At 70.2% G+C, this 22736-nt stretch carries 20 protein-coding genes; 12 read left to right on the forward strand and 8 right to left on the reverse strand.

The window, feature by feature from the left end; translation table 11 throughout:
* Position 1 precedes the first annotated feature (1 nt).
* The 3 genes from QF035_RS17930 to QF035_RS17940 all read right to left on the reverse strand — a co-directional run bounded on the left by QF035_RS17930 (position 2) and on the right by QF035_RS17940 (position 2919).
* Positions 2 to 1858 (reverse strand): glycosyltransferase family 2 protein, encoded by a 1857-nt coding sequence (locus QF035_RS17930; RefSeq protein WP_307521360.1) that lies wholly within the window; start codon positions 1856 to 1858, stop codon positions 2 to 4.
* A 426-nt stretch (positions 1859 to 2284) separates the two neighbouring features.
* Positions 2285 to 2578, reverse strand: coding sequence for an MTH1187 family thiamine-binding protein (locus QF035_RS17935; RefSeq protein WP_307521361.1), 294 nt, complete (start codon positions 2576 to 2578; stop codon positions 2285 to 2287).
* Positions 2575 to 2919 (reverse strand): DUF3817 domain-containing protein, encoded by a 345-nt coding sequence (locus tag QF035_RS17940; protein ID WP_307521362.1) that lies wholly within the window; start codon positions 2917 to 2919, stop codon positions 2575 to 2577. Before QF035_RS17940 ends, QF035_RS17935 begins: the two co-directional genes overlap by 4 nt.
* A 239-nt stretch (positions 2920 to 3158) precedes the next feature.
* On the opposite strand from QF035_RS17940, the gene QF035_RS17945 reads away from it, so the two are divergent.
* The 4 genes from QF035_RS17945 (at position 3159) to QF035_RS17960 (ending at position 5806) form a co-directional block, all read left to right on the forward strand.
* Positions 3159 to 3791: an AIM24 family protein gene (locus QF035_RS17945; protein WP_055617945.1), complete on the forward strand. Its 633-nt coding sequence runs from the start codon at positions 3159 to 3161 to the stop codon at positions 3789 to 3791.
* Between the two features lies 1 nt (position 3792).
* Positions 3793 to 4443, forward strand: a complete 651-nt coding sequence (locus QF035_RS17950) for an AIM24 family protein (RefSeq protein ID WP_307521363.1) — start codon at positions 3793 to 3795, stop codon at positions 4441 to 4443.
* A complete protein-coding gene (locus QF035_RS17955; protein WP_055617943.1) occupies positions 4440 to 5237 on the forward strand; it encodes an AIM24 family protein in 798 nt (265 codons plus the stop codon). Before QF035_RS17950 ends, QF035_RS17955 begins: the two co-directional genes overlap by 4 nt.
* 92 nt (positions 5238 to 5329) lie before the next feature.
* Positions 5330 to 5806, forward strand: coding sequence for a MarR family winged helix-turn-helix transcriptional regulator (locus QF035_RS17960; RefSeq protein ID WP_307521365.1), 477 nt, complete (start codon positions 5330 to 5332; stop codon positions 5804 to 5806).
* A 72-nt stretch (positions 5807 to 5878) separates the two neighbouring features.
* On the opposite strand, the gene QF035_RS17965 is transcribed toward QF035_RS17960, so the two are convergent.
* Both QF035_RS17965 and QF035_RS17970 read right to left on the reverse strand, forming a co-directional pair.
* Positions 5879 to 7330, reverse strand: coding sequence for a sensor histidine kinase (locus tag QF035_RS17965; protein WP_307521367.1), 1452 nt, complete (start codon positions 7328 to 7330; stop codon positions 5879 to 5881).
* Positions 7327 to 7995, reverse strand: a complete 669-nt coding sequence (locus tag QF035_RS17970) for a response regulator transcription factor (protein ID WP_307521368.1) — start codon at positions 7993 to 7995, stop codon at positions 7327 to 7329. Before QF035_RS17970 ends, QF035_RS17965 begins: the two co-directional genes overlap by 4 nt.
* A 170-nt stretch (positions 7996 to 8165) precedes the next feature.
* Between QF035_RS17970 and QF035_RS17975 the strand changes: the two genes are divergently transcribed.
* A complete protein-coding gene (locus tag QF035_RS17975; protein ID WP_307521369.1) occupies positions 8166 to 8894 on the forward strand; it encodes a PepSY domain-containing protein in 729 nt (242 codons plus the stop codon).
* Positions 8895 to 8950: 56 nt separating this feature from the next.
* Here QF035_RS17975 and QF035_RS17980 read toward each other — a convergent pair whose 3' ends face one another.
* From QF035_RS17980 to QF035_RS17990, 3 genes are all read right to left on the reverse strand, one after another.
* Positions 8951 to 10240, reverse strand: a complete 1290-nt coding sequence (locus QF035_RS17980; RefSeq protein WP_307521370.1) for an MFS transporter — start codon at positions 10238 to 10240, stop codon at positions 8951 to 8953.
* 402 nt (positions 10241 to 10642) lie between these two features.
* Positions 10643 to 11599, reverse strand: coding sequence for a methylmalonyl Co-A mutase-associated GTPase MeaB (meaB, locus tag QF035_RS17985; protein ID WP_307521372.1), 957 nt, complete (start codon positions 11597 to 11599; stop codon positions 10643 to 10645).
* Between the two features lie 32 nt (positions 11600 to 11631).
* Positions 11632 to 12834: an acetyl-CoA C-acetyltransferase gene (locus QF035_RS17990; RefSeq protein ID WP_307521373.1), complete on the reverse strand. Its 1203-nt coding sequence runs from the start codon at positions 12832 to 12834 to the stop codon at positions 11632 to 11634.
* 147 nt (positions 12835 to 12981) lie between these two features.
* Between QF035_RS17990 and mce the strand changes: the two genes are divergently transcribed.
* From mce to QF035_RS18025, 7 genes are all read left to right on the forward strand, one after another.
* The gene (mce, locus tag QF035_RS17995; RefSeq protein WP_190232135.1) at positions 12982 to 13422 is read left to right on the forward strand and encodes a methylmalonyl-CoA epimerase; all 441 of its coding nucleotides are present in this window, start codon (positions 12982 to 12984) and stop codon (positions 13420 to 13422) included.
* 230 nt (positions 13423 to 13652) lie between these two features.
* The gene (gene scy, locus QF035_RS18000) at positions 13653 to 17501 is read left to right on the forward strand and encodes a polarized growth protein Scy (protein WP_307521375.1); all 3849 of its coding nucleotides are present in this window, start codon (positions 13653 to 13655) and stop codon (positions 17499 to 17501) included.
* A gap of 182 nt (positions 17502 to 17683) precedes the next feature.
* A complete protein-coding gene (locus QF035_RS18005) occupies positions 17684 to 18619 on the forward strand; it encodes a hypothetical protein (RefSeq protein WP_055617802.1) in 936 nt (311 codons plus the stop codon).
* A gap of 144 nt (positions 18620 to 18763) precedes the next feature.
* On the forward strand, positions 18764 to 19759 hold the full coding sequence (locus QF035_RS18010) for an ABC transporter ATP-binding protein (RefSeq protein WP_269654316.1): 996 nt from the start codon (positions 18764 to 18766) through the stop codon (positions 19757 to 19759).
* 4 nt (positions 19760 to 19763) lie between these two features.
* Entirely contained in the window at positions 19764 to 20534 is a 771-nt protein-coding gene (locus QF035_RS18015; RefSeq protein ID WP_307521377.1) for an ABC transporter permease, read from the forward strand.
* A 110-nt stretch (positions 20535 to 20644) separates the two neighbouring features.
* On the forward strand, positions 20645 to 21883 hold the full coding sequence (locus QF035_RS18020) for an ABC transporter ATP-binding protein (protein ID WP_307521378.1): 1239 nt from the start codon (positions 20645 to 20647) through the stop codon (positions 21881 to 21883).
* Positions 21880 to 22725: an ABC transporter permease gene (locus tag QF035_RS18025; RefSeq protein WP_373466675.1), complete on the forward strand. Its 846-nt coding sequence runs from the start codon at positions 21880 to 21882 to the stop codon at positions 22723 to 22725. The genes QF035_RS18020 and QF035_RS18025 overlap by 4 nt, the downstream gene beginning before the upstream one ends.
* Positions 22726 to 22736 lie beyond the last annotated feature (11 nt).

Below are 22736 nucleotides of genomic sequence, written 5' to 3' on the forward strand. Positions count from 1 at the left end.
CCTAGTTACCTCCTGTCGTACCGCTGGAGACCGTCCCGCTGGAGACCGTCCCGCTGGGGAGCGAGCCGCTGGGGAGCGAGCCGCTGGGAAGCGTGCCGCCGGCGCTGAAGGCCGGCGCGGGTGCGGGCTCGCCGTCCGGGATCCGGGCGACGGCCGGGGTGGCGACGCGCTGCCGGGCCCGGCGTTCCTGGAACCGGGTGCCCAGCCACACGCCGACCGGAGCGAGGGAGATCGCCAGGGCGAGGACGGCCCAGGTGCGCATGGCCGCGTGCGTGTGCCCTAGGACGAACGACGCCACCAGCGAGGCCGTCAGGACTGCCGCCCAGAACAGGTGGATCCGGAAGGTCAGCACCCGATCGGGGCTGGCGCCGCCGCCCTTCGGGGTGACCACGAAACGGCTGGGGCGGCGGACCACGGCCGCGCCGAGCGACTTGAGGTAGATCGGCGCGGACAGGGCCGACATCGCCATGCCGGCGAGGCCGCCCGAGCCTTCCGGTTCGTGCGGGGAGACGTTGTGCCGCCGGTTCCAGAGATAGAGGCCGATCTGGAGGGCGGCGGCGTCGCTGTAGAGCATCAGCCACATGGAGGCGGCGACCTGGGTGCCGGACGCGCCGAACCACAGGAACAGGACGCAACTGAGGATGCCCAGCAGCCAGTTGACGGCCGTCATCGGGTAGTAGACGAGCATCATCGTGTACGAGAACAGCCGGCCGGGCGGCATCGTGAAGGGTGCCTTCCAGTACTGCTTGAACAGCGTCTCGTACGTACCGCGCGACCAGCGCATCTGCTGGGTGAAGAAGTCGGTCCAGGACTCGGGGCCCTCGCCCACGGCCAGCACGTCGGGTGTGTAGACCGACTGCCAGTGGTGGCCGGTCCTCGGGTTCTTGTGCCGGTGCAGCTCGAACCCGGTGGCCATGTCCTCGGTGATGGAGTCGTACAGCCCGCCGACCTGCCGGACGGCCGCGATCCGTACGACGTTGTTGGTGCCGACGAACATGGGGGCGCGGTAGCGGTTGCCGGCCCGCTGGATCAGCGCGTGGAACAGGAACTGCTGGGACTCGGCCGCCTTGGTGACCGGAGTGGTGTAGTTGCCGTACACCTGCGGGCCGACGACGAACGCGACGTCCGGGTCGCGGAAGTAGCCCATCATCCGCTCCAGGAACTCGGGGAGCGGGACGTGGTCGGTGTCGACGGAGGCGAAGAAGTCGTACTCGCCGCCGTGCATCGCGATCCACGCGTTGTAGTTGCCGTGCTTCGTACGGGCCTTGTGGACGCCCTTGACCCTGTTCCACTCGGGGACGCCGTGGCGGGTGAAGTGCCGTACGCCCAGTTCGACACAGAGGGCCTTGGCCTGTTCGTCGTCGCCCTCGTCCAGGAGCCATACGTCGACGCCGTGGGGGCCGGGGTGGGTGACGCGGACGGCGCCTTCCAGAGTGGCGCGGACCATCGAGAGCGGTTCCTTGCCCGGGACGTACGTGGTGAGGAAGGCGACCCTGGTGCCGGGCTCCGGGAAGACGGGTATCGGGTCCCTCGCCACCATGGTCGCGTGGGCGATGGAGACCACGTTGACGACCATGAACAGCTCGATCAGGCCGATGGATATGAGCATCGCGATGTCGAGGCCGACCAGCCAGCGGGTGCCGCCCTCTCTGACGACCCAGTGGGTCGGCCAGACCAGGTAGACGAGGAGCAGCCCCGTGAGCAGCGGGGCGAGCGTCATGAGCAGGACGGCTCGTATTCGGTGTGGCTCGCGCGACAGGAGCTTTGTGTACTGCACCCGGTACGCGGTGCCGGACGGCTCCGCGAGCGGTCCGGCCAGTTGGCTGTGGGTGTCGTAGTCGTAGCCCTCCGGCCGCACAGCGCCCTCCAGTGATCGAACGAGCCGATACCCACACAAAAGTGGCTTTTGGTCGGCGTGTCGAACGGAGGGGGTCCAGTTGGGGGGTAGGGGGGCGAGGCGTTGTCGATCCACCTGCGGGCGGGTGGGGGTTGCTCGCGCAGTTCCTCGCGCCCCTAAAAGACTGCGCAGTTCCCCGCGCCCCTTAGGGGGTTGGGGGCGCGGGGAACTGCGCGAGCAACCCAAGACGGCGGTCACGCGACAACCAGGCCCGAGCACCGGTTCTTTCAGGGGTGCGGGGAACTGCGCGACCAGCCCACGACGACCGGCACGCGACGAAGCAACCTCGGCCACCGTTCTCAGGGGCGCGGGGAACTGCGCGACAAGCCCCCACCGGCCCGCACCCACCACACAGCCCCGCGGAAGCGACAGGGCAAGGCAGAGCGGCTACACCGACAGGTGTCGCTCCACCGTGTCGACCTTGGACGTCAGTCCGTCGGTGACACCGGGCCTGATGTCCGCCTTGAGGACGACGGACACACGTGGCGCCCGCTCCTCCACCACAGCGACGGCACGCTTCACGACGGCCATCACTTCGTCCCACTCCCCCTCGATCGAGGTAAACATCGCGTCGGTGCGATTGGGCAGCCCCGACTCCCGCACGACCCGCACGGCGTCGGCGACGTACTCGCCCACGTCCTCACCGACACCCAGCGGCGTCACGGAGAAAGCGACGATCATGCGCTGACGATCCCCTCGTTGCGGGCGCGGGACGCGATGAGCGCGTTCTCCGCCTCGCGCTTGAGCTTGCGCTCGGCGAAGAAGCCGCCGGCCGGCAGCACGGAGAGGACGAAGTAGAGGGCCGCGGTCTTCAGGTCCCACTTGGCGCGGTTCCAGGCGTCGGCCCAGAAGATCAGGTACAGGATGAAGAGGACGCCGTGGACCATGCCCATCACGGGTACCGCGTTGAAGTCCGTCGTCCGCTTCAGCACCGAGCAGACCAGCAGGAGGAGGAAGGAAACGGCCTCGGGAGCCGAGACCAGACGGAGACGACGGAGGGCGGAGGCGGTCTTGATGTCCACGAGTCACCTTCGGTGGGAGGAGTCTGGGGTGGATTCGGAAGGGGTGCCGGTGCCGCGCCGATGCTTTGTGAACGCACGCACAAGCTTTCCCATTGAAGCATCCGGGCCCCGGCCGCCCGGCCGCGGGGTCCGGGCAGGCGGCACCTGACAGACCGGACCCCGAGGTGTCTTCAGGGACGGATCATCCCGAAGGATCTGTTCGGCGACCAGGCCCGACGGCTACCGTCATCACCGTGGCGATGTTCCGACTCCAAGGCAGCAAGGTGCTGGCCGTCGACATGACCGGCGACGCCGTGAAGGCGAAGAACGGGTCGATGGTGGCGTACGACGGTCAGATGGCCTTCAAGAAGCTCAGCGGCGGTGGCGAGGGTATCCGCGGCATGGTGACGCGCCGGATCACCGGTGAGCAGATGACCCTCATGGAGGTGAAGGGACAGGGGACCTGCTGGTTCGCCGACCGGGCAAGCGAGATCAACCTCGTGAACCTCCAGGGCGACAAACTCTTCGTCGAGTCGAGCAATCTGCTCGCGACCGACTCCGGCCTGCGCACGGGCACGTCCTTCACGGGACTCAGGGGCGCCTCGCAGGGCAACGGGCTCTTCACGACGACCATCGAGGGGCACGGCCAGGCGGCGATCATGTCGGACGGGCCGGCCGTGGTGCTGCGGGTCAGCTCGCAGTACCCGCTGACCGTGGACCCGGGGGCGTACATCGCCCATCAGGGCAATCTGCGGCAGTCCTTCCAGTCCGGTGTGACGTTCCGCACGTTCATGGGCGAGGGCGGCGGCGAGGCCTTCCAGATCCGCTTCGAGGGCGACGGCGTCGTGTACGTGCAGCCCAGTGAGCGCAACTCGATCGCGGGAGATGTGTGACATGCCCTTCCGTGAGATCAACTCGAAGATGATCGAGGCCACGGTCATGCCGGGGCAGCGGCTGTTCAGCCAGCGCGGCGCGATGCTCGCCTACAAGGGCGAGGTGTCCTTCACCCCCAACATGCAGGGCGGCCAGGGCGGCCTCATGTCGATGATCGGACGGCGGGTGGCCGACGAGGCGACTCCGCTGATGACCGTCGAGGGCTCCGGCACCGTCCTGTTCGGGCACGGCGGCCACCACATCCAGGTGATCAGCCTCACGGGCGAGACCCTGTACGTGGAGGCGGACCGGCTGCTGGCCTTCGACGGCACCCTGGAGCAGGGCACGATGTTCATGGGCTCGCAGGGCGGGGTCATGGGCATGGTGCGCGGCCAGATGACGGGTCAGGGGCTGTTCACCACGACCCTCAAGGGGCACGGCAGCGTCGCCGTCATGGCGCACGGCGGGGTCATCGAGGTGCCGATCAGCCCGCAGCGCCCGGTCCATGTCGATCCGCAGGCGTACGTCGCCCACCACGGGGACGTACGCAACAAGCTCTCCAGCGCGCTCGGTCTGCGCGATCTGGTGGGCCGCGGCTCGGGCGAGGCGTTCCAGCTGGAGCTCAGCGGGAGTGGTGCGGTGTACGTGCAGGCGTCGGAGGAGAAGCTGTGACCACCTACCCGGGCACGGGCCCCGTGATCCACGACCCGTCGACACTGCCGGTCGACGACAACGTGAACGCGTACACCTTCTGCGTGGAGCTCAAGGGGAGCGAGTGGTTCCTGCAGAAGGGCAAGATGATCGCCTACTACGGCTCGATGGAGTTCAACGGCATCGGGCACGGTCGTCTCGACCGGCTGGTGCGGACGAGTTTTCATTCGCCGTTGCACGCGAGCGACTGGGTCGTGGCCTCCGGCTCGGGCAAGATGCTCCTCGCCGACCGGGCCTTCGACGTGAACTCCTTCGACCTGGAGGAGGGCAATCTGACCATTCGCTCGGGCAACCTCCTCGCTTTTCAGCCAAGTCTCGCGCTCAAGCAGTCGATCGTGCCGGGCTTCCTCACGCTGATCGGGACGGGCAAGTTCGTGGCCGCGTCGAACGGTCCCGTGGTGTTCATGGAACCCCCGATCCGGGTCGACCCGCAGGCCCTGGTCGGCTGGGCCGACTGCCCCTCGCCGTGCCACCATTACGACCACGGGTACATGACAGGCCTGATGGGCGGTCTACGTGCACTGACGGGCATGGGAGGGGCCTCCGGGGAGGAGCACCAGTTCGAGTTCGTGGGAGCCGGCACGGTGCTGCTCCAGTCCAGCGAGGCCCTGATGGCGGAGCAGGCCGCGGGCGCGGTCCCGAACCAGGCTGGAGTGCCGGGTGGTGGCGGGGCACCCGGCCACCAGGGACAGCAAGCCGGCGCACCGCGCCTTCCCGGACAGCTGGGAGACCTCCAGCGTCGCTTCGGGCTGTGAGCGGTAGTCTGCGGAGTGTGACGTCGAACATGTGCGCGCCGTCACGCAACCCTCACTAGTTCCCTTTTCAACATCTTAGGTAGAATTCATACATGGAGACCGAGACGGCCACTCGCTGGCTGACCGATGCGGAGCAGTGCGCCTGGCGCACCCACCTGGAGGTCAACAGGCTGTTGACGTATCAGCTCGAAAAGGACCTCCAACCGTTCGGCCTGACGATGAACGACTACGAGATCCTGGTGAACCTCTCCGAGTCGGAGGGCGTACGGATGCGGATGAGCGACCTCGCGTCCGCCACCCTCCAGTCCAAGAGCCGCCTCTCCCACCAGATCACCCGCATGGAGAACGCGGACCTGGTCAGGCGCGAGAACTGCGAGTCCGACCGCCGTGGGCTGTACGCCGTGCTCACGGACCACGGCATGGAGACGATGAAGAAGGTCGCGCCTCATCATGTGGCGTCCGTGCGGCGGCACTTCATCGACCTCCTCTCGCCGGAGGCCCTGGAAGAGCTCCACAAGTCCCTGACCCCCATCGCGGAGCACCTGCGGGGGCAGCGGGGACGTTCGTGACGTACGACCTGATCGACCGGACCGACCTGGCGGCCGAGTAGACCGGCCGAGCAGACCGGCTGACTCGGCCGGCTAGACCGGCTGAGTGGGTCGGGCCGACCGGTCCAAGGGCAGGCGGAGTTCGAACAGGGCTCCGCCTGTCGGCGCGTCCCGGACGGTGAGTGATCCACCGTGCCGGACGGCGACGTCGCGGGCGATGGCGAGGCCGAGACCGGCTCCGCCGTCGTCGCGGGTACGGGCCTCGTCGAGCCGTACGAACCGCTCGAAGACCCGCTCGCGCTCGTCTGCGGGCACGCCCTCGCCGTCGTCCGCGACCCCGAGGACCGCCCACTCCCCCGAGCGCCGCACGGTCACGGCGACCGAGGTCCGCGTGTGCCGCTGCGCGTTGTCCAGCAGATTGCCCAGCACGCGCGCCAGCTGCCCGCGCGACCCTGCCACCTCGACGGACTCGGCGTCCACGGACACCTCGACCCGGTCCCCGACCCGCTGGCCCGCCTCCTCGCGGACGAACGCCGCCAGGTCCAGGGGCGCGTCCGCCGACCGCTCCCCCGCGTCCAGCCGGGCGAGCAGCAGCAGGTCGGCCGCCAGCCGCTGCAGCCGTACGGTGTCCTCGACGGCCCCGTCCACGTCCAGCAACTCCGGGTGCGCGGCGCCCACTTCGAGCTGGGTGCGCAGTGAGGCGATGGGGCTGCGCAGTTCGTGCGAGGCGTCGGCGACGAACGCGCGCTGGCGCTCCACCGAGGCCTCCAGAGCGGCGAGCGTCTCGTTCGTCGTACGGGCCAGGCGTGCGACCTCGTCGTGGGTGGCGGGCTCGGGGACGCGCCGCGAGAGATCCTCGGAGGCCGTGATGGCGGCCATCTCGGCACGGATCCCCTCAACGGGGCGCAGGGCCCGCCTGGTGACGACGTACGTCACCCCGCTGACCGTGACCAGCAGCAGGGGCAGGCCGATCAGCATGGCCGTCAACGCCGTGCCGACGGCGCCCTGTTCGGCGGAGAGCGGAGCGCCCGCGTAGACGGTGAGCGGGACACCTCCCTTCGTGACCACGTCGACCCCGGCGAACCGGTAGTCGGCCGTCTCCCCCTCGACGGTCGCGGTGCCCTGGCCGTACCAGGTCTCGTCGGCGATGTCGCCGGCTTCGAGAGCGTCCTCCTCGTCGGCCAGCCCCTCGTCCGTGTCACCGGCGTCGTCATTGGCGACGGAGTTCAGTCGATCCGAGGCCCTGGCGGCCACGCTCATGCCCTCGACGTCCTCGCCGAAGGCGACGGCCTTCCCCTTCCGGTCCAGGACCTCGACAGGGTTCTCGTCGCCGTCCGGCAGGTCGAGATCGTTGTACGCGAGCCCGTTCGACAGTGCCGAGGCGGCGTTGCGGGCCACCGAGTCGGCCTCGGTGTCCGCCTGGCCGATGAGGCTGGCCCGCAGCGCGAGCAGCACGGCGGCTCCCGCGGCGACCAGGGCTATGGCGACGACGAGGGTCGCGGCGAGCGTGGCGCGGGCCCGTACCGATCGCATTCGCCGCCTCACGCCCGTGCCTCCAGTCTGTATCCGGCCCCGCGTACGGTCCTGATCAGCTCCGGGCCGAGCTTGCGGCGCAGGGTGCTGATGTAGACCTCGACGATGTTCGGGTCGCCCTCGTATGCGAAGTCCCAGACGTGCTCCAGGATGTCGGCCTTCGACACGACCTCCCCGGCCCGCACGACGAGCTGCTCGAGGACGGAGAACTCCTTGGTGGTCAGGGTGATCTCGTCGTCCGCGAGGTACACGCGCCGGGCGGCGGTGTCGACCTTCAGGTGCCCGAACTCGTACACGGGCGAGGCCCCGCCCGACGGGCCGCGCCGCCGCAGGAGCGCCTTCACCCGGGCGACGAGGACGACGTAGGAGAACGGCTTGGTCAGATAGTCGTCGGCGCCCGTGTCGAGGCCCTCGGCCTCGTCGTACTCGCCGTCCTTGGCGGTGAGCATCAGGATCGGCACGTCGTGTCCCGCGGCGCGCAGGGCGCCGCACACGCGGTAGCCGTTCATCCCGGGCAGCATGATGTCGAGGACGACGAGGTCGTACGAGCCCTCGCCGGCCAGGTGCAGCCCCTCCAGGCCGTCGTGGACCACGTCCACGGCGTAGCCCTCGGCCGTCAGGCCCTTGGCGAGCGACAGGGCGAGCCGCTTTTCGTCCTCCACGATCAACAGGCGCATGGGCCAAGAATCGCAAACCGAACCTGAAGAAGCCTTCAGGAGGCTTCAGGTCCGCTTCAGCGTCGGTCGGCCAGATTGGTTCCCGTCGACAGCAGACGAGGCGGACAAGCCACTGCAACCGGCGACAACATCCGTTACTGGTTGCAACCAGTCGAAATTCGGAGGATCCCATGAAGCGCAACATCGTCATCGCCACCATCGCGGCCGCGGCCCTGATCGGCGGCGGCACCGCGACCGCCCTAGCGGTCTCGGGTGACGAAGAGGCGCCGGCGAAGAAGTCCAACGTGCAGGTGTCGAACGACGACACCGGCCGCGACGACGACGCCAATGTGAACGACACCGACGACAACGACGCGGACGACAAGGCGGAGGACAAGGCCGACGCTGCCGAGGACCAGGCCGCGAAGGACACCGGCGAGGACGCCGAGGACAAGGCCGAGAACGCCACCGACGCCAAGGTCGCGAAGGTCGACGCCGCCGACGCGATCAAGGCGGCTCTGAAGAACACGGCCGGTACGGCGGTCTCGGCCGACCTGGACGACGAGGGCACGAAGCACGTGTGGGACGTGGACGTCCTCACCGACGGCGGCACCTGGCACAGCGTCCAGGTCGACCCCGCCAACGGCAAGGTCGTCGGCTCCCACGTCGACCGGGACGACGACGGTGACGACGCCGCCGAGACCGCCCAGATCCGTGCCGCTCTGAAGGGCAGCTCCGTCACCGCCGCCGAGGCCGCGGAGGCCGGCGCCGCCAAGGGCACGGTGACCTCCGTCGACCTCGACGAGGAGAGCACGGACAAGGCCTGGGAGGTCGACACCACCGCCGCGAACGGCACCGGCAGCGACTGGAGGGTCGACCCCGACTCCGGCAAGGTCACGGCTGACCGCTCGAACGACTGACGTCTCCTCCTCCCACCCCAGGGACCACAGGTAGGGGCACCCGGCACCGGGTGCCCTTACCGGCGTTCGCGGGCCTGTTCCGCCGCGCCGGCCTCCGTCTCCGCCTTCTGCTCCTCCTCGTGCTCCTGCTCCTGCTTCCGCTCCTGAGGCAGTGCGCGGGGGTACCGGGTTCCCACGCCGACGGCGACGGCCGCGAGCAGCGCCGCCCCGCCGGCCAGGGCGAATCCCGCCTCCAGGGGCAGACGGCCCACCAGTAGTCCCGCGGCCGCCGCACCCGTCGAAATGCCCGCGTTCACCGCGGTGTTGACCCAGGCACCGGCCTGGACCCGGGCGCCCGGCGCGGCGGACTCGTCGGCCACCAGATACGCGGTGGTGAGCGCCGGGGCGACGAAGAACCCGGCACACACGACGGCGGCGGTGAGCGTGGCGAGGCCCGGGGCGAACCCGGCGACGGCCAGGGCGAGGCCGAGGCCCGCCGTCAGCGCCGGCAGGCGCACCCGGGTTCCGGCGCGCCACTCGACCGCGCCGTACAGCAGCCCGCCCACCGCGCTCCCGGCCGACAGCGCGGCGAAGATCCACGCCACGGTGTCGTCCCCGTGGCCCCGCTGCCCGGCGAAGGCCAGCACGAGAAGGTCGACGCCGCCGAGCGCGAGCCCGACGCCCGCGGCCACGACGACGGGCCGGACGAGCCCGCGCTCGATCCGCGTCCGGGCCCGGACGCGGGAGGCCCGTACGGCGACGCTCTTCACCACGGGCGAGGTGACGAACGCCAGGGTGCCGATGCCCACCAGCAGGGCGCTGACGGCGACCCCCGCGGCCGGGGGCGCGAACCCCACGACCACTCCCACCAGCAGCGGCCCCGAGACGAACAGCAGCTCCTCGGCGACGCCGTCCAGGCTGTACGCGCGCTGCAACAGCCGTCGGTCGGTGACGAGTTCACCCCAGACGGCCCGCATGGTGGGGCCGAGGGGCGGGGTGCACGCGCCCGCCGCGACGGCGACCGTGCCGAGGAGCGGCGCGGGTGCACCGGGGCGCCAGGTCGCCGCGGCGAGTGTGCCGAGCAGGCCCGCGTACAGCGCGGCCATCGGCAGCAGTGCGCGGCGCGGGCCGTGCCGGTCCACCAGGGCCGCCCTCAGGGGCGACAGAAACACGCTCGCGGCGCCGAAGAGCGCCATGACGATGCCGGCCACGGCGTACGAGCCGGTGGCGCGGCTCACCGCCAGCATCACGGCCAGCGAGACCATGCCGTACGAGAGCCTGCCGACGAGGGCGGCTGTGAAGGTGCGGGTGGCGTGGGGCGTGCGTAGTACCGCGGCGTACGAGGGCCGCGTTGAAGACGCAGACATGCGAAGGGTTCCTCAGAAAGAGGGCGCCGCCTGGGTGGGCGTGCGCCCGGGCAGCGGGGACGCCTGTGCTCCGCGACGGCTGCGCCTACCGCGCTGCCGATCGCGGGCCGGGACGGGCCCTATGCCAAGAGGAGGAACACGCCCCTGAAGTTACCAGCGCCCCCGGGCGACCAACAGGCCTTTTCTCGCCCCCGCCGCCCCTACCCTCCCCCACTCTCGGCTTCGCTCGAGCGGGGGGACCCCCATCGTCCCTTACTCAGGGGCTCCGCCCCCGAACCCCCAAAAGACTGCGCAGTTCCCCGCGCCCCTAGGTTTTTAGGGGCGCGGGGAACTGCGCGATCAGCCACAGCCGGCCCGCACCCGAAATCACAACCCCACGGGGTCTGGGGCGAAGCCCCAGGGTCAGCCCTCTGTCAGGCCCTCCACCAGGGAGTCCGCCGCCCGGTACGGGTCCAGGTCGCCCGCGACGATTCGCTCGGCGAGGGCGCTGAGGCGGCGGTCGCCATGGAGGTCGGCGATCCGTTCGCGGAGGGCCGTGACGGCGATCGTCTCGACCTCACGGGAGGCCCGAGCGAGACGCCGCTCCAAGAGCACCCCCCGCTCCTCCATCCACGCCCGGTGCTTCTCGAGCGCCTCGACGACCTCGTCGATCCCTTCCTCCCGCGCAGCGACCGTCTTCACGATCGGCGGCCGCCAGTCCCCCGGCCCCCGGGACTCCCCGAGCCCCAGCATGTGGTTCAGCTCGCGGGCGGTCGCGTCCGCCCCGTCCCGGTCGGCCTTGTTGACCACGTACACGTCACCGATCTCCAGGATCCCCGCCTTGGCGGCCTGGATGCCGTCGCCCATGCCGGGAGCCAGCAGCACCACACTCGTGTCGGCCTGCGACGCGATCTCGACCTCGGACTGCCCGACGCCGACGGTCTCCACGAGGACGATGTCGCACCCGGCCGCGTCCAGCACCCGGATGGCCTGCGGGGCGGCCCAGGCGAGCCCGCCGAGATGCCCCCGTGTCGCCATGGAGCGGATGTAGACGCCGGGATCCGAGGCATGCTCCGACATCCGCACCCGGTCCCCGAGGAGCGCACCGCCCGAGAAGGGCGAGGACGGGTCGACGGCGAGGACACCGACTCGCCGGCCCTGCCGCCGGTAGGCCGTCACGAGCGCCGACGTGCACGTCGACTTACCGACACCGGGCGAGCCCGTGAGCCCCACGACGTACGCGTTGCCCGCGAGCGGCGCCAGTGCGGCCATGACCTCGCGGAGCTGCGGGGACGCCCCCTCCACCAGGGAGATCAACCGGGCCACGGCCCGCGGCCGGCCTTCCCTGGCCTGGGTCACCAGCGAGGCGACGTCCTGCATCACAGCTCCGTTCATCGGGCGGGAAACGCGCGTCAGACCTTGGGTACCCGCACGATCAGCGCGTCACCCTGCCCGCCGCCACCGCACAGCGCCGCCGCGCCCACTCCGCCGCCCCGCCGCTTCAGTTCGAGGGCGAGGTGCAGTACGAGCCGGGCGCCGGACATGCCGATCGGGTGACCGAGGGCGATGGCACCGCCGTTGACGTTCACCTTTTCCGTGGACACCCCGAGGTCCTTCATTGACTGGACCGCGACGGCGGCGAAGGCTTCGTTGATCTCGATCAGGTCAAGATCCTCGACGCCGATGCCCTCCTTCTTGAGGGCGTGCTGGATCGCGTTCGACGGCTGCGACTGCAAAGAGTTGTCCGGTCCCGCGACGTTTCCGTGGGCGCCGATCTCCGCGATCCAGTCCAGGCCGAGCTCCAGGGCCTTGGCCTTGCTCATGACGACGACGGCGGCCGCCCCGTCGGAGATCTGCGAGGCCGAGCCGGCGGTGATCGTCCCGTCCTTCGCGAACGCGGGCCGCAGCTTGCCGAGCGACTCGGTGGTCGTCTCGCCGCGGATGCCCTCGTCCTTGCTGAAGACGACGGGCTCGCCCTTGCGCTGCGGAATCTCGACCGGGGTGATCTCGGCCTCGAAGAGGCCGTTCTTCTGCGCGGCGGCGGCCCGCTGGTGCGAGAGAGCGGAGAAATCGTCCTGCTCGGGCCGCAGGATGCCGAGGCGCGTGTTGTGCTTCTCGGTCGACTCACCCATGGCGATGTTCTCGAAGGCGTCGGTGAGCCCGTCGTACGCCATCGCGTCGAGCATCTCGATCGCGCCGTACTTGTAGCCCTCCCGGGACTTCGGGAGCAGGTGGGGAGCGTTGGTCATGGACTCCTGACCGCCCGCCACGATCACGTCGAACTCGCCGGCGCGGATCAACTGGTCGGCGAGCGCGACGGCGTCGAGGCCCGACAGACAGACCTTGTTGATCGTGAGCGCCGGGACGCTCATCGGGATGCCCGCCTTGACCGCGGCCTGGCGTGCCGGGATCTGCCCTGCCCCGGCCTGGAGCACCTGACCCATGATCACGTACTGCACCTGGTCGCCGCCGATGCCCGCACGGTCGAGGGCGGCCTTGATCGCGAAACCACCGAGGTCGGCTCCGGAGAAGGACTTGAGAGAGCCGAGCAGCCGTCCCATCGGGGTGCGGGCACCCGCGACGATGACGGAGGTGGTGCTGTTCGTTCCAGACATGATGAGCGATCCCCTTCCAGCTTGCACAGCTGAGGAGTGAACGAGGGTTTACTTGAAATGTACTGACCGGTACGCCACGCGTCATCCGGCGCGGTGTGTGATCGCGCGCACGTTGCGTAACCGCTTCAGGAGCGCTGCACTGACACCATGCTGACGCGAATCGACCACATCGGGATCGCCTGTTTCGACCTCGACACGACTGTCGAGTTCTACCGTGCGACGTACGGCTTCGAGGTCTTCCACACCGAGGTCAACGAGGAGCAGGGCGTGCGTGAGGCCATGCTCAAGATCAATGAGACATCCGACGGGGGCGCCTCCTATCTCCAGCTCCTGGAACCCACCCGCGAGGACTCCGCCGTCGGGAAATGGCTGGCCAAGAACGGTGAGGGCGTGCACCACATCGCTTTCGGTACGGCGGATGTGGACGCGGACGCGGCCGCCATCGGCGACAAGGGCGTACGCGTGCTGTACGACGAGCCGCGCAGGGGTTCGATGGGGTCGCGCATCACCTTTCTGCACCCCAAGGATTGCCATGGGGTCCTGACAGAACTGGTCACATCGGCGCCCGTTGAGTCACCTGAGCACTGACCCGCGTACATAAGGGCCGGTAGGGTTGGGGACGGCCGCCGCTTCTTCGGGGCGGTCCGGGTCCTCATCGTCAGGATCCGAGGGCCGGGGTCCAGGTTTCGGGGGCGAGTGGCGGGGCAGCAGCGTGTGCTCCGCCGTTGATCTGACACCATTCCCCGGGGGCCCCGTTCGGCGGATGGACGGTGCTCGTTTGGAGAGACTTGCGACCAGGGGACGGATGGGACCGCGCAGTGCGGGGCTACGAACGCCAGGAGCGAGAGCCGGCGGCTGACGTCGACCACCTCTCTCGGTTCGAGGCCGAGATGGAACGGCTGAAGACCGAGCGGGAGAAGGCCGTCCAGCACGCCGAGGACCTCGGCTATCAGGTCGAGGTGCTGCGCGCCAAGCTGCACGAGGCGCGCCGCAGTCTGGCGACCCGGCCTGCCTACGACAGCGCCGACATCGGCTATCAGGCCGAGCAGATGCTCCGTAACGCGCAGATCCAGGCCGACCAGCTGCGCCAGGACGCCGAGCGGGAGCTGAGCCAGGCCCGCGCACAGACTCAGCGGATCCTCCAGGAGCATGCCGAGCAGGCCGCCCGCCTCCAGGCGGAGCTGCACCAGGAGGCGGTCACCCGTCGCCAGCAGCTCGATCAGGAGCTCTCCGAGCGCCGGCAGAGCGTCGAGTCGCACGTCAACGAGAACGTGGCGTGGGCCGAGCAGCTGCGGGCCCGCAGCGAGCAGCAGGCCCGCCGGCTGGTCGACGAGTCCCGTGGTGAGGCGGAGCAGGCCCTGGCCGCCGCCCGCGCGGAGGCCGAGCGGGTCGCCGCGGAGGCCCGTCAGCGGCTGCAGAGCGACGCGGAGCAGGCGCGTGCGGAGGCCGAGGCGCTGCTGCGCCGGGCCCGTACCGACGCCGAGCGGCTGCTGAACGCGGCGTCGACGCAGGCCCAGGAGGCCACCGACCACGCCGAACAGCTGCGCAGTTCGACCGCCACCGAGTCGGACAGCGCGCGCCGTCAGGCCGGCGAGCTGAGCCGGGCCGCCGAGCAGCGCATAAGCGAGGCCGAGTCTGCGCTGCGCGAGGCGCGGGCCGAGGCGGAGAAGGTCCTCGCCGAGGCGAAGGAGGCCGCGGCCAAGGCGCTCGCCGGCGCGGAGTCGGCGAACGAGCAGCGCACGCGTACGGCGAAGGAGCAGGTCGCCCGGCTGGTCAGCGAGGCCACCAAGGAGGCCGAGACCACCAAGGCCGAGGCCGAGCAGGTCGTCGCGGACGCCAAGACCGCCGCCGAGAAGATCGTCGCGGAGGCCGAGGAGAACGCGCGCAGCCTCACCGCCGAGGAGACCGCCTCCCAGCTCGCCAAGGCGGCCCGTACGGCCGAGGACGTCCTGAACAAGGCGTCCGAGGAAGCCAAGTCGACCACCAAGGCCGCCTCCGAGGAGGCCGAGCGGATCCGCGCCGGGGCCGAGGCGGAGGCGGACCGGCTGCGTGCCGAGGCGCACGACATCGCCGAGCAGCTCAAGGGCACGGCGAAGGACGACACCAAGGAGTACCGCGCCAAGACGGTCGAGCTGCAGGAGGAGGCGCGCCGGCTGCGCGGCGACGCCGAGCAGCTGCGCGCGGACGCCAACGCCGAGGGCGAGCGGATCCGTTCCGAGGCCCGGCGCGAGGCCGTCCAGCAGATCGAGGAGGCGGCCAAGACCGCCGAGGAGCTGCTCGCCAAGGCGAAGGCCGACGCGGACGACCAGCGGTCGAACGCGACGACGGAGAGCCAGCGGGTCCGCACCGAGGCCATCGAGCGCGCCACGACGCTGCGCCGGCAGGCCGAGGAGACCCTGGAGCGCACCCGCGCGGAGGCCGAGCGGCACCGGGCGGAGGCCGTCGAGCAGTCCGAGGGCATCATCGCGGAGGCCGAGCGCGCCGCCCGTGAACTGCACGAGGACACCGAGCGGGCCATAGCGGCCCGCCAGGCCGAGGCCGCCGAGGGGCTGACCCGGCTGCACACGGAGGCCGAGGAGCGCCTCGCGTCCGCCGAGGAGGCGCTGACCGACGCGCGCGCGGAGGGCGAGCGGATCCGTCGTGAGGCCGCCGAGGAGATCGACCGGCTGCGCGGCGAGGCCGCCGAGCGGATCCGGACACTCCAGGCGCAGGCCGAGGCGGAGGCCGAGCGGCTGCGCGACGAGGCCGCTTCCGACGCGTCCGCGTCGCGTGCCGAGGGCGAGTCCATCGCCGTACGGCTGCGTTCGGAGGCCGCGGCGGAGGCCGAGCGGCTGAAGTCGGAGGCTCAGGACACCGCGGACCGCGTACGGTCCGAGGCGCAGGCCGCCGCCGAGCGGCTCGCCACGGAGGCGGCCGAGGCGCTGTCCGCCGCCCAGGAGGAGGCCGCCAGGCGCCGCCGCGAGGCCGAGGAGCTCCTCGGCGCCGCCCGGCAGGAGGCCGACCAGGAGCGGGAGCGGGCTCGCGAGCAGAGCGAGGAGCTGCTGGCGTCGGCGCGCAACCGCGTGGACGAGGCCCAGACCGAGGCCGTACGGCTGGTCGAGGAGGCTGACCGCCGGGCGACCGAGATGGTGTCGGCCGCCGAGCAGACCGCACAGCAGGTACGGGACTCCGTCGCCGGGCTGCACGAGCAGGCCCAGGAGGAGATCACGGGCCTGCGCAGCGCCGCCGAGCACTCGGCGGAGCGCACGCGTACGGAGGCGCAGCAGGAGGCCGACCGGGTCCGCGCCGACGCGTACGCGGAGCGGGAGCGGGCCGCCGAGGACGGCAACCGCCTCCGGCGCGAGGCGCACCAGGAGTCGGAGGCCGCCAAGTCCCTTGCGGAGCGCACGGTTTCGGAGGCGATCACCGAGTCCGAGCGGCTGCGCTCGGATGCCTCGGAGTTCGTCCAGCGGGCCCGTACGGAGGCTTCGGACACCGTCGCGTCGGCCGAGCAGGACGCCTCACGGGCGCGGGCCGAGGCCCGCGAGGACGCCAACCGCATCCGGTCGGACGCGGCGACGCAGGCCGACACCCTCATCACCGAGGTGACCTCGGAGGCGGAGCGGCTCACGGCGGAGACCAACGCGGAGGCGGAGCGGGTCCGTTCGGAGTCGGTGGCGAAGGCCGAGAAGCTGATCGCGGACGCGACGGCCGACGCGGAGCGGCTGCGCGCCGAGGCGGCCGAGACGGTCGGTTCCGCGCAGCAGCACGCCGAGCGGGTCAGGTCGGAGGCGGCGCGCGTCAAGAACGAGGCGGCCGCCGAGGCGGACCGGCTCATGTCGAACGCACGCGACGAGGCCGACGACACGCTCGACAAGGCGCGCAAGGAGGCCAACAAGCGGCGCTCCGAGGCGGCCGAGCAGGTCGACACGCTGATCTCGGAGACGGCCGCCGAGGCCGACAAGCTGATCACCGAGGCCCAGCAGACGGCACACAAGACCACCGCGGACGCCGAGGGCCATGCCGACACGATGGTCGGCGCCGCCCGCAACGAGGCGGAGCGGCTGGTCTCCGAGGCGACCGTCGAGGGCAACTCGCTGGTGGAGCGGGCCCGGACGGACGCGGACGAGCTGCTGGTCGGCGCGCGCCGGGACGCCACCGCCATAAGAGAGCGGGCGGAGGAGCTGCGTGACCGGATCACCGGCGAGATCGAGGATCTGCACGACCGGGCCCGCCGGGAGTCCGCGGAGACGATGAAGGCGGCGGGCGACCGCTGCGACGCGCTCATCAAGGCCGCCGAGGACCAGCTGAGGGAAGCCGAGTCGAAGGCCAAGGACCTGGTGTCGGAGGCCAACTCCGAGGCGGGCAAGGTCCGGATCGCCGCCGTGAAGAAGGCAGAGGGGCTCCTCAAGGAGGCCGAGCAGAAGAAGGCCGCACTCATCTCCGAGGCCGAGGCGATCAGGTCCGAGGCGGTGCGCGAGGCGCGGGCCGCGGTCGAGGAGGGCAAGCGCGAGCTGGAGGTGCTGGTCCGGCGCCGCGAGGACATCAATGCCGAGATCTCCCGTGTCCAGGATGTCCTTGAGGCGTTGGAGTCGTTTGAGGCCCCGTCGAGTGGCAAGGACGGTGGCGTCAAGGCTGCCGCTGCGGCCGGTGCGACTCGTTCGGGTGGCAAGCCGTCGGAGGGCTAGCCAAATGGCCAACTTCCGTGCTTGCCAGAGGCCTTCGGCATCGTCTCTGGCAAGCGGTCCGGCTGTTAGCCACCAAAAAGGGTGTCATTCTCCATATCAATCGGGCTACTGCTCGATGACACACCGTCTTGACCCCTAGGATTCCACCTATCACCTCACCGGTCTCATTCGACAGGAACCCCATGAGCGACACTTCCCCCTACGGCTTCGAGCTTGTGCGGCGTGGGTACGACCGCGCTCAGGTGGACGAACGCATTTCGAAGCTCGTCTCCGACCGTGACAGCGCTCTGGCCCGTATCACTGCTCTGGAAAAGCGCATCGAGGAGCTCCATCTCGAAACGCAGAACGCCCAGGCCCAGGTCAGCGACGCCGAGCCGTCGTACGCCGGCCTCGGCGCGCGCGTCGAGAAGATCCTCCGCCTCGCCGAGGAGGAGGCGAAGGACCTGCGCGAAGAGGCCCGTCGCGCGGCGGAACAGCACCGTGAGCTCGCCGAGTCGGCGGCCCAGCAGGTGCGTAACGACGCAGAATCGTTCGCTGCGGACCGCAAGGCCAAGGCGGAGGACGAGGGCGTCCGGATCGTCGAGAAGGCCAAGTCCGACGCTTCTCAGCTGCGTACCGAGGCTCAGAAGGACGCGCAGTCCAAGCGTGAGGAGGCGGACGCCCTCTTCGAGGAGACCCGTGCGAAGGCCGCTCAGGCCGCCGCCGACTTCGAGACGAACCTCGCCAAGCGCCGGGAGCAGTCCGAGCGCGACCTGGCCTCGCGTCAGGCCAAGGCCGAGAAGCGTCTCGCGGAGATCGAGCACCGCGCGGAGCAGCTCCGCCTGGAGGCCGAGAAGCTGCGTACGGACGCGGAGCGCCGCGCCCGTCAGACGGTGGAGACGGCTCAGCGCCAGGCCGAGGACATCGTGGCCGACGCGAACGCCAAGGCGGACCGGATCCGTTCCGAATCCGAGCGGGAGCTGGCGGCTCTTACGAACCGTCGCGACTCGATCAACGCTCAGCTGACGAATGTCCGCGAGATGCTCGCGACGCTGACCGGTGCGGCTGTGGCTGCCGCCGGGTCGCCGGCCGAGGACGAGCCGATCTCTCGTGGGGTGCCGGCGCAGCAGTCCCGGTAGGGATGGGTTGCGGGAGAGCTGCGGGCCGGTTGTGGCTGGTCGCGCAGTTCCCCGCGCCCCTTGACGGGGCGCGGCCGCTAAGAGACATAGAGCCCCCTGTCACTGAAGTGGCAGGGGGCTTTGTCGCGTTTTAGCGTGGGCCCCATGATCGAGCTTGAAGGGCTTACCAAGCGGTACGGCGAGAAAATGGCGGTGAATCATCTGACGTTCACCGTGCGGCCGGGGATCGTGACCGGGTTTCTGGGGCCGAACGGGGCCGGGAAGTCCACGACGATGCGGATGCTGCTCGGGCTCGACCGGCCGACCGCGGGTGATGTGCGGATCGACGGGCAGCACTACGACCATCTCAAGGATCCGCTGAAGTACATCGGTGCCCTGCTCGACGCCAAGGCCATGCACGGCGGACGCAGCGCCTTCAACCATCTTCTGTGCCTCGCGCAGAGCAACGGGATTCCGCGGGCGCGGGTGCACGAGGTCCTCGACACGGTGGGCCTCACGGCGGTGGCGAAGAAGAAGGCCAAAGGCTTCTCGCTCGGTATGGGGCAGCGGCTCGGTATCGCGGGCGCGCTCCTCGGCGACCCCCGGATCCTGATGTTCGACGAGCCGGTCAACGGGCTCGACCCCGAGGGCATCCACTGGATCCGCAACCTGATGAAGTCCCTGGCCGCCCAGGGCCGTACGGTCTTCGTCTCCTCGCATCTGATGAGCGAGATGGCGCTGACCGCCGACCACCTCGTCGTGATCGGCCAGGGCCGGCTGCTCGCCGACACCTCCATGGCCGACTTCATCCGGCAGAACTCACGCTCGTACGTACGGATCCGGTCGCCCCAGCGGGAGCGGCTGCTCGACGTGCTGCACGGGGCCGGGGTCACCGTCGTCGAGGCGGGCGGCGAGGCGCTCGAAGTGGACGGCTCGAAGTCGGAGCACATCGGGGAGCTCGCGGCTCAGCACCAGATCGTGCTGCATGAGCTGAGCCCTCAACAGGCCTCGCTGGAAGAGGCGTTCATGCAGCTGACGGCGGAGTCGGTGGAGTACCACGCGCACTCGGACCCGGGGCTCGCCGGCACCGTGCCGACCGCCGTCGCACCCACCGGTCAGCCGCAGGCGCCCCAGTGGGGCAACGACTGGAAGAAGGGCTGAATCCATGGCCGCGACCCAGGTCGTCCGGTCCGAGTGGACCAAGATCCGGTCGGTGGCGTCCACGGTGTGGACGCTCTCTCTCGCCGCGGTGGTCACCGTCGCGCTCGGCGTGCTCATCTCGCTGCTGTCCAAGAACGAGTTCGACGATCTGAGCACGAAGGACCAGCTCTCCTTCGACCCGACGTTCATCAGCTTCGCGGGGATGAGCCTCGGTCAGCTGGCGATGATCGTGTTCGGTGTGCTGGTGGTCTCCAACGAGTACAGCACCGGCATGATCCGCACCTCGCTCGCCGCGGTTCCGCAGCGCGGCACGTTCCTCTTCAGCAAGATCGCGGTGGCGACCGGACTCGCCTTCGTCGTCGCCCTCGCCACCAGCTTCGTCGCCTTCTTCCTCGGCCAGGCGATGCTGGGCTCGCACCGGGCCTCGATCGGCGACCCGGGTGTCCTGCGCGCGGTCATCGGCGGCGGCCTCTACATGACCCTCATCGCCCTCTTCTCGATGGGCGTCGCCACGATGCTGCGCAGCCCGATGCTCTCCCTCGGCATCCTGATGCCCTTCTTCTTCCTGATCTCCGCCATCCTCGGCAACGTCGACGCCACCAAGAAGGTCGGCCAGTACCTCCCGGACCAGGCGGGCAGCAAGATCATGCAGGTCGTCACCCCGATCGACGACGATGTGCCGTACGGCCCCTGGGGCGGCCTGGGAATCATGGTCCTGTGGGTGCTGGTGGCGGTGGTGGGCGGATATGTGCTGCTGAAGAAGAGGGACGCGTAGGGCTCACGATTTTGCTCAGCTTTGGGGGGAACCGTCAGCGCCCGGCTATCCTCCTAACCCTTACGGGGGCGTGTGCCCCGACGTCCTGAACCATTCGATGGGTGCGGAGAATGATCGAGGCAGTCGGCCTGACGAAGCGCTATGGCGACAAGACAGCCGTGTACAACCTTTCCTTCCAGGTAAGGCCGGGTTCCGTCACCGGTTTCCTCGGGCCCAACGGGTCGGGCAAGTCGACGACCATGCGCATGATCCTCGGGCTCGACAACCCCAGCTCCGGTCAGGTCACGATCGGCGGCTACCCCTACCGCAAGCTGCCCAACGCCCCCCGCCAGGTCGGCGCGCTCCTCGACGCCAAGGCCGTGCACGGTGGCCGGCACGCCCGCAACCACCTCCTGTGCCTCGCCCAGCTCTCCGGCATCCCGGCCCGCCGCGTGGACGAGGTACTGGGCGTCGTCGGCCTCCAGGACGTGGCGAAAAAGCGCTCCAAGGGCTTCTCGCTCGGCATGGGCCAGCGGCTCGGCATCGCCGCCGCGCTCCTCGGCGACCCGCAGGTGCTGCTCTTCGACGAGCCGGTCAACGGCCTCGACCCCGAGGGCATCCTCTGGGTGCGGAACCTGATGAAGTCGCTGGCCGCGGAGGGCCGGACCGTCTTCGTCTCCTCCCACCTCATGAGCGAGATGGCCGTCACCGCCGACCACCTCATCGTGATCGGCCGCGGCCAGCTGCTCGCCGACATGAGCGTCCGCGACTTCATCTCGCACAACTCCGCCGACTTCGCCCGCGTACGCACGCCCGACACCGAGCCCCAGCAGCGCGAGAAGCTGACGGCGGCGCTGACCGAGGCCGGCGGCCAGGTGCTGCCCGAGCAGGACGGCGCGTTGCGTGTCATGGGCCTGCCGCTCCCCCGGATCAGCGATCTCGCGCACAGCGCCGACGTACGCCTGTGGGAGCTCTCCCCGCACCAGGCCTCGCTGGAGGAGGCGTACATGCGGATGACGCAGGGCGCCGTCGACTACCGCTCCACCATCGACCAGCGCGCGGGCCTGCAGCAGGAGCTGCCGCCGGGCGCGATGCCGCCACCGCAGATGCCGGTGCCGGGTCAGGGCCAGCCGGGCTGGTACGCCCCGCCGCCGCCCCAGCAGGGCGGCCAGCCGTTCGCGATGCCGCAGGCTCAGCCGCAGGCGCCCACGGGCCCGTACGGCGCTCCGGCCGCGCCCGGAGCCGGGGAACCCAACCCGTACGCCCAGCCCGCCGGCACCGCGCCTGTGGCCGCCGCTCCCGCACAGCCCGCCCCCGCGCAGCCCTCCTCCGCCGCGCCCGACCCGACCAAGCCCGAGGACGCCCGATGAGCACGCCCCAGCACCAGATGCAGCAGCAGGCTGCCCCTGCCCCCAACTGGCAGGGCGCGCCCGGGACTTCGTACACCTCGCCGATTCCGATCACGCGTACGCACCTCGGTCACGCGCTCGCCTCCGAGTGGACGAAGATCAAGTCGGTGCGCTCCACGATGTGGACGCTCGGTGTCTTCGTGCTGCTGGTCGTCGGCATCGGCTTCCTGGTCGCCGCCCAGACCACCAACGAGGACTTCGCGGACGTCCCGTACACGGTCCCCGCCTTCTTCGGCCTGATCCTCGGGCAGATCTGCCTGATCACGCTGGGCGTGCTCGTGGTCTCGTCGGAGTACGGCACGGGCATGATCCGTACGACCTTCACGGCGTCGCCCCAGCGCTACCGGGTGCTCACCGCCAAGCTGATGATCTTCTTCGTCGTCGCGTTCGTCGTGTCGGCCCTCTCCATCGGAGTGGTCGGCCTGATCACGTCGGGCATGCACGGCGGATCGTCGGACAACGAGTGGGGCGGGACCGTCCTGATGGGCGCGCTGTACGTGTCGCTGCTCGGCGTGCTCGCGCTCGCCGTGGGCTCGATGCTGCGGCACTCCGCCGGCGCGATCACCACGATGCTCGGTGTGGTGCTGGTGCCCGCGATCCTGCCCGCGTTCCTGCTGATGTCCGAGAGCATGCGGACGATCGGCGAGAAGATGATGGAGTACAACGCTCCGAACGCGCTCGCCCGGATCTTCCAGCTCGACTCCGACAACGGGAACGGCAGTTCCCAGCTCCTCCTCCTCGTGGGCGTGACCGCGGCGGCGATCGCCGGGGCCTACGCGCTGCTGGAGAAGCGGGACGTCTAGGGCATAGACGA

The sequence above is a fragment of the Streptomyces umbrinus genome (assembly GCF_030817415.1).
Lineage (GTDB): Bacteria > Actinomycetota > Actinomycetes > Streptomycetales > Streptomycetaceae > Streptomyces > Streptomyces umbrinus_A.

Excerpts from the sequence above, each read along its gene's own strand:
- QF035_RS17935 (WP_307521361.1), bottom strand. The coding sequence starts at position 2,578 with ATGATCGTCGCTTTCTCCGTGACGCCGCTGGGTGTCGGTGAGGACGTG.
- QF035_RS17945 (WP_055617945.1), top strand. The coding sequence starts at position 3,159 with ATGTTCCGACTCCAAGGCAGCAAGGTGCTGGCCGTCGACATGACCGGC.
- QF035_RS17980 (WP_307521370.1), bottom strand. The coding sequence starts at position 10,240 with ATGTCTGCGTCTTCAACGCGGCCCTCGTACGCCGCGGTACTACGCACG.
- meaB (WP_307521372.1), bottom strand. The coding sequence starts at position 11,599 with ATGCAGGACGTCGCCTCGCTGGTGACCCAGGCCAGGGAAGGCCGGCCG.
- QF035_RS18025 (WP_373466675.1), top strand. The coding sequence starts at position 21,880 with ATGAGCACGCCCCAGCACCAGATGCAGCAGCAGGCTGCCCCTGCCCCC.
- QF035_RS18015 (WP_307521377.1), top strand. The coding sequence starts at position 19,764 with ATGGCCGCGACCCAGGTCGTCCGGTCCGAGTGGACCAAGATCCGGTCG.
- QF035_RS18010 (WP_269654316.1), top strand. The coding sequence starts at position 18,764 with ATGATCGAGCTTGAAGGGCTTACCAAGCGGTACGGCGAGAAAATGGCG.
- mce (WP_190232135.1), top strand. The coding sequence starts at position 12,982 with ATGCTGACGCGAATCGACCACATCGGGATCGCCTGTTTCGACCTCGAC.
- QF035_RS17990 (WP_307521373.1), bottom strand. The coding sequence starts at position 12,834 with ATGTCTGGAACGAACAGCACCACCTCCGTCATCGTCGCGGGTGCCCGC.
- QF035_RS17960 (WP_307521365.1), top strand. The coding sequence starts at position 5,330 with ATGGAGACCGAGACGGCCACTCGCTGGCTGACCGATGCGGAGCAGTGC.
- QF035_RS17970 (WP_307521368.1), bottom strand. The coding sequence starts at position 7,995 with ATGCGCCTGTTGATCGTGGAGGACGAAAAGCGGCTCGCCCTGTCGCTC.
- QF035_RS17975 (WP_307521369.1), top strand. The coding sequence starts at position 8,166 with ATGAAGCGCAACATCGTCATCGCCACCATCGCGGCCGCGGCCCTGATC.
- QF035_RS17950 (WP_307521363.1), top strand. The coding sequence starts at position 3,793 with ATGCCCTTCCGTGAGATCAACTCGAAGATGATCGAGGCCACGGTCATG.
- QF035_RS18005 (WP_055617802.1), top strand. The coding sequence starts at position 17,684 with ATGAGCGACACTTCCCCCTACGGCTTCGAGCTTGTGCGGCGTGGGTAC.
- QF035_RS18020 (WP_307521378.1), top strand. The coding sequence starts at position 20,645 with ATGATCGAGGCAGTCGGCCTGACGAAGCGCTATGGCGACAAGACAGCC.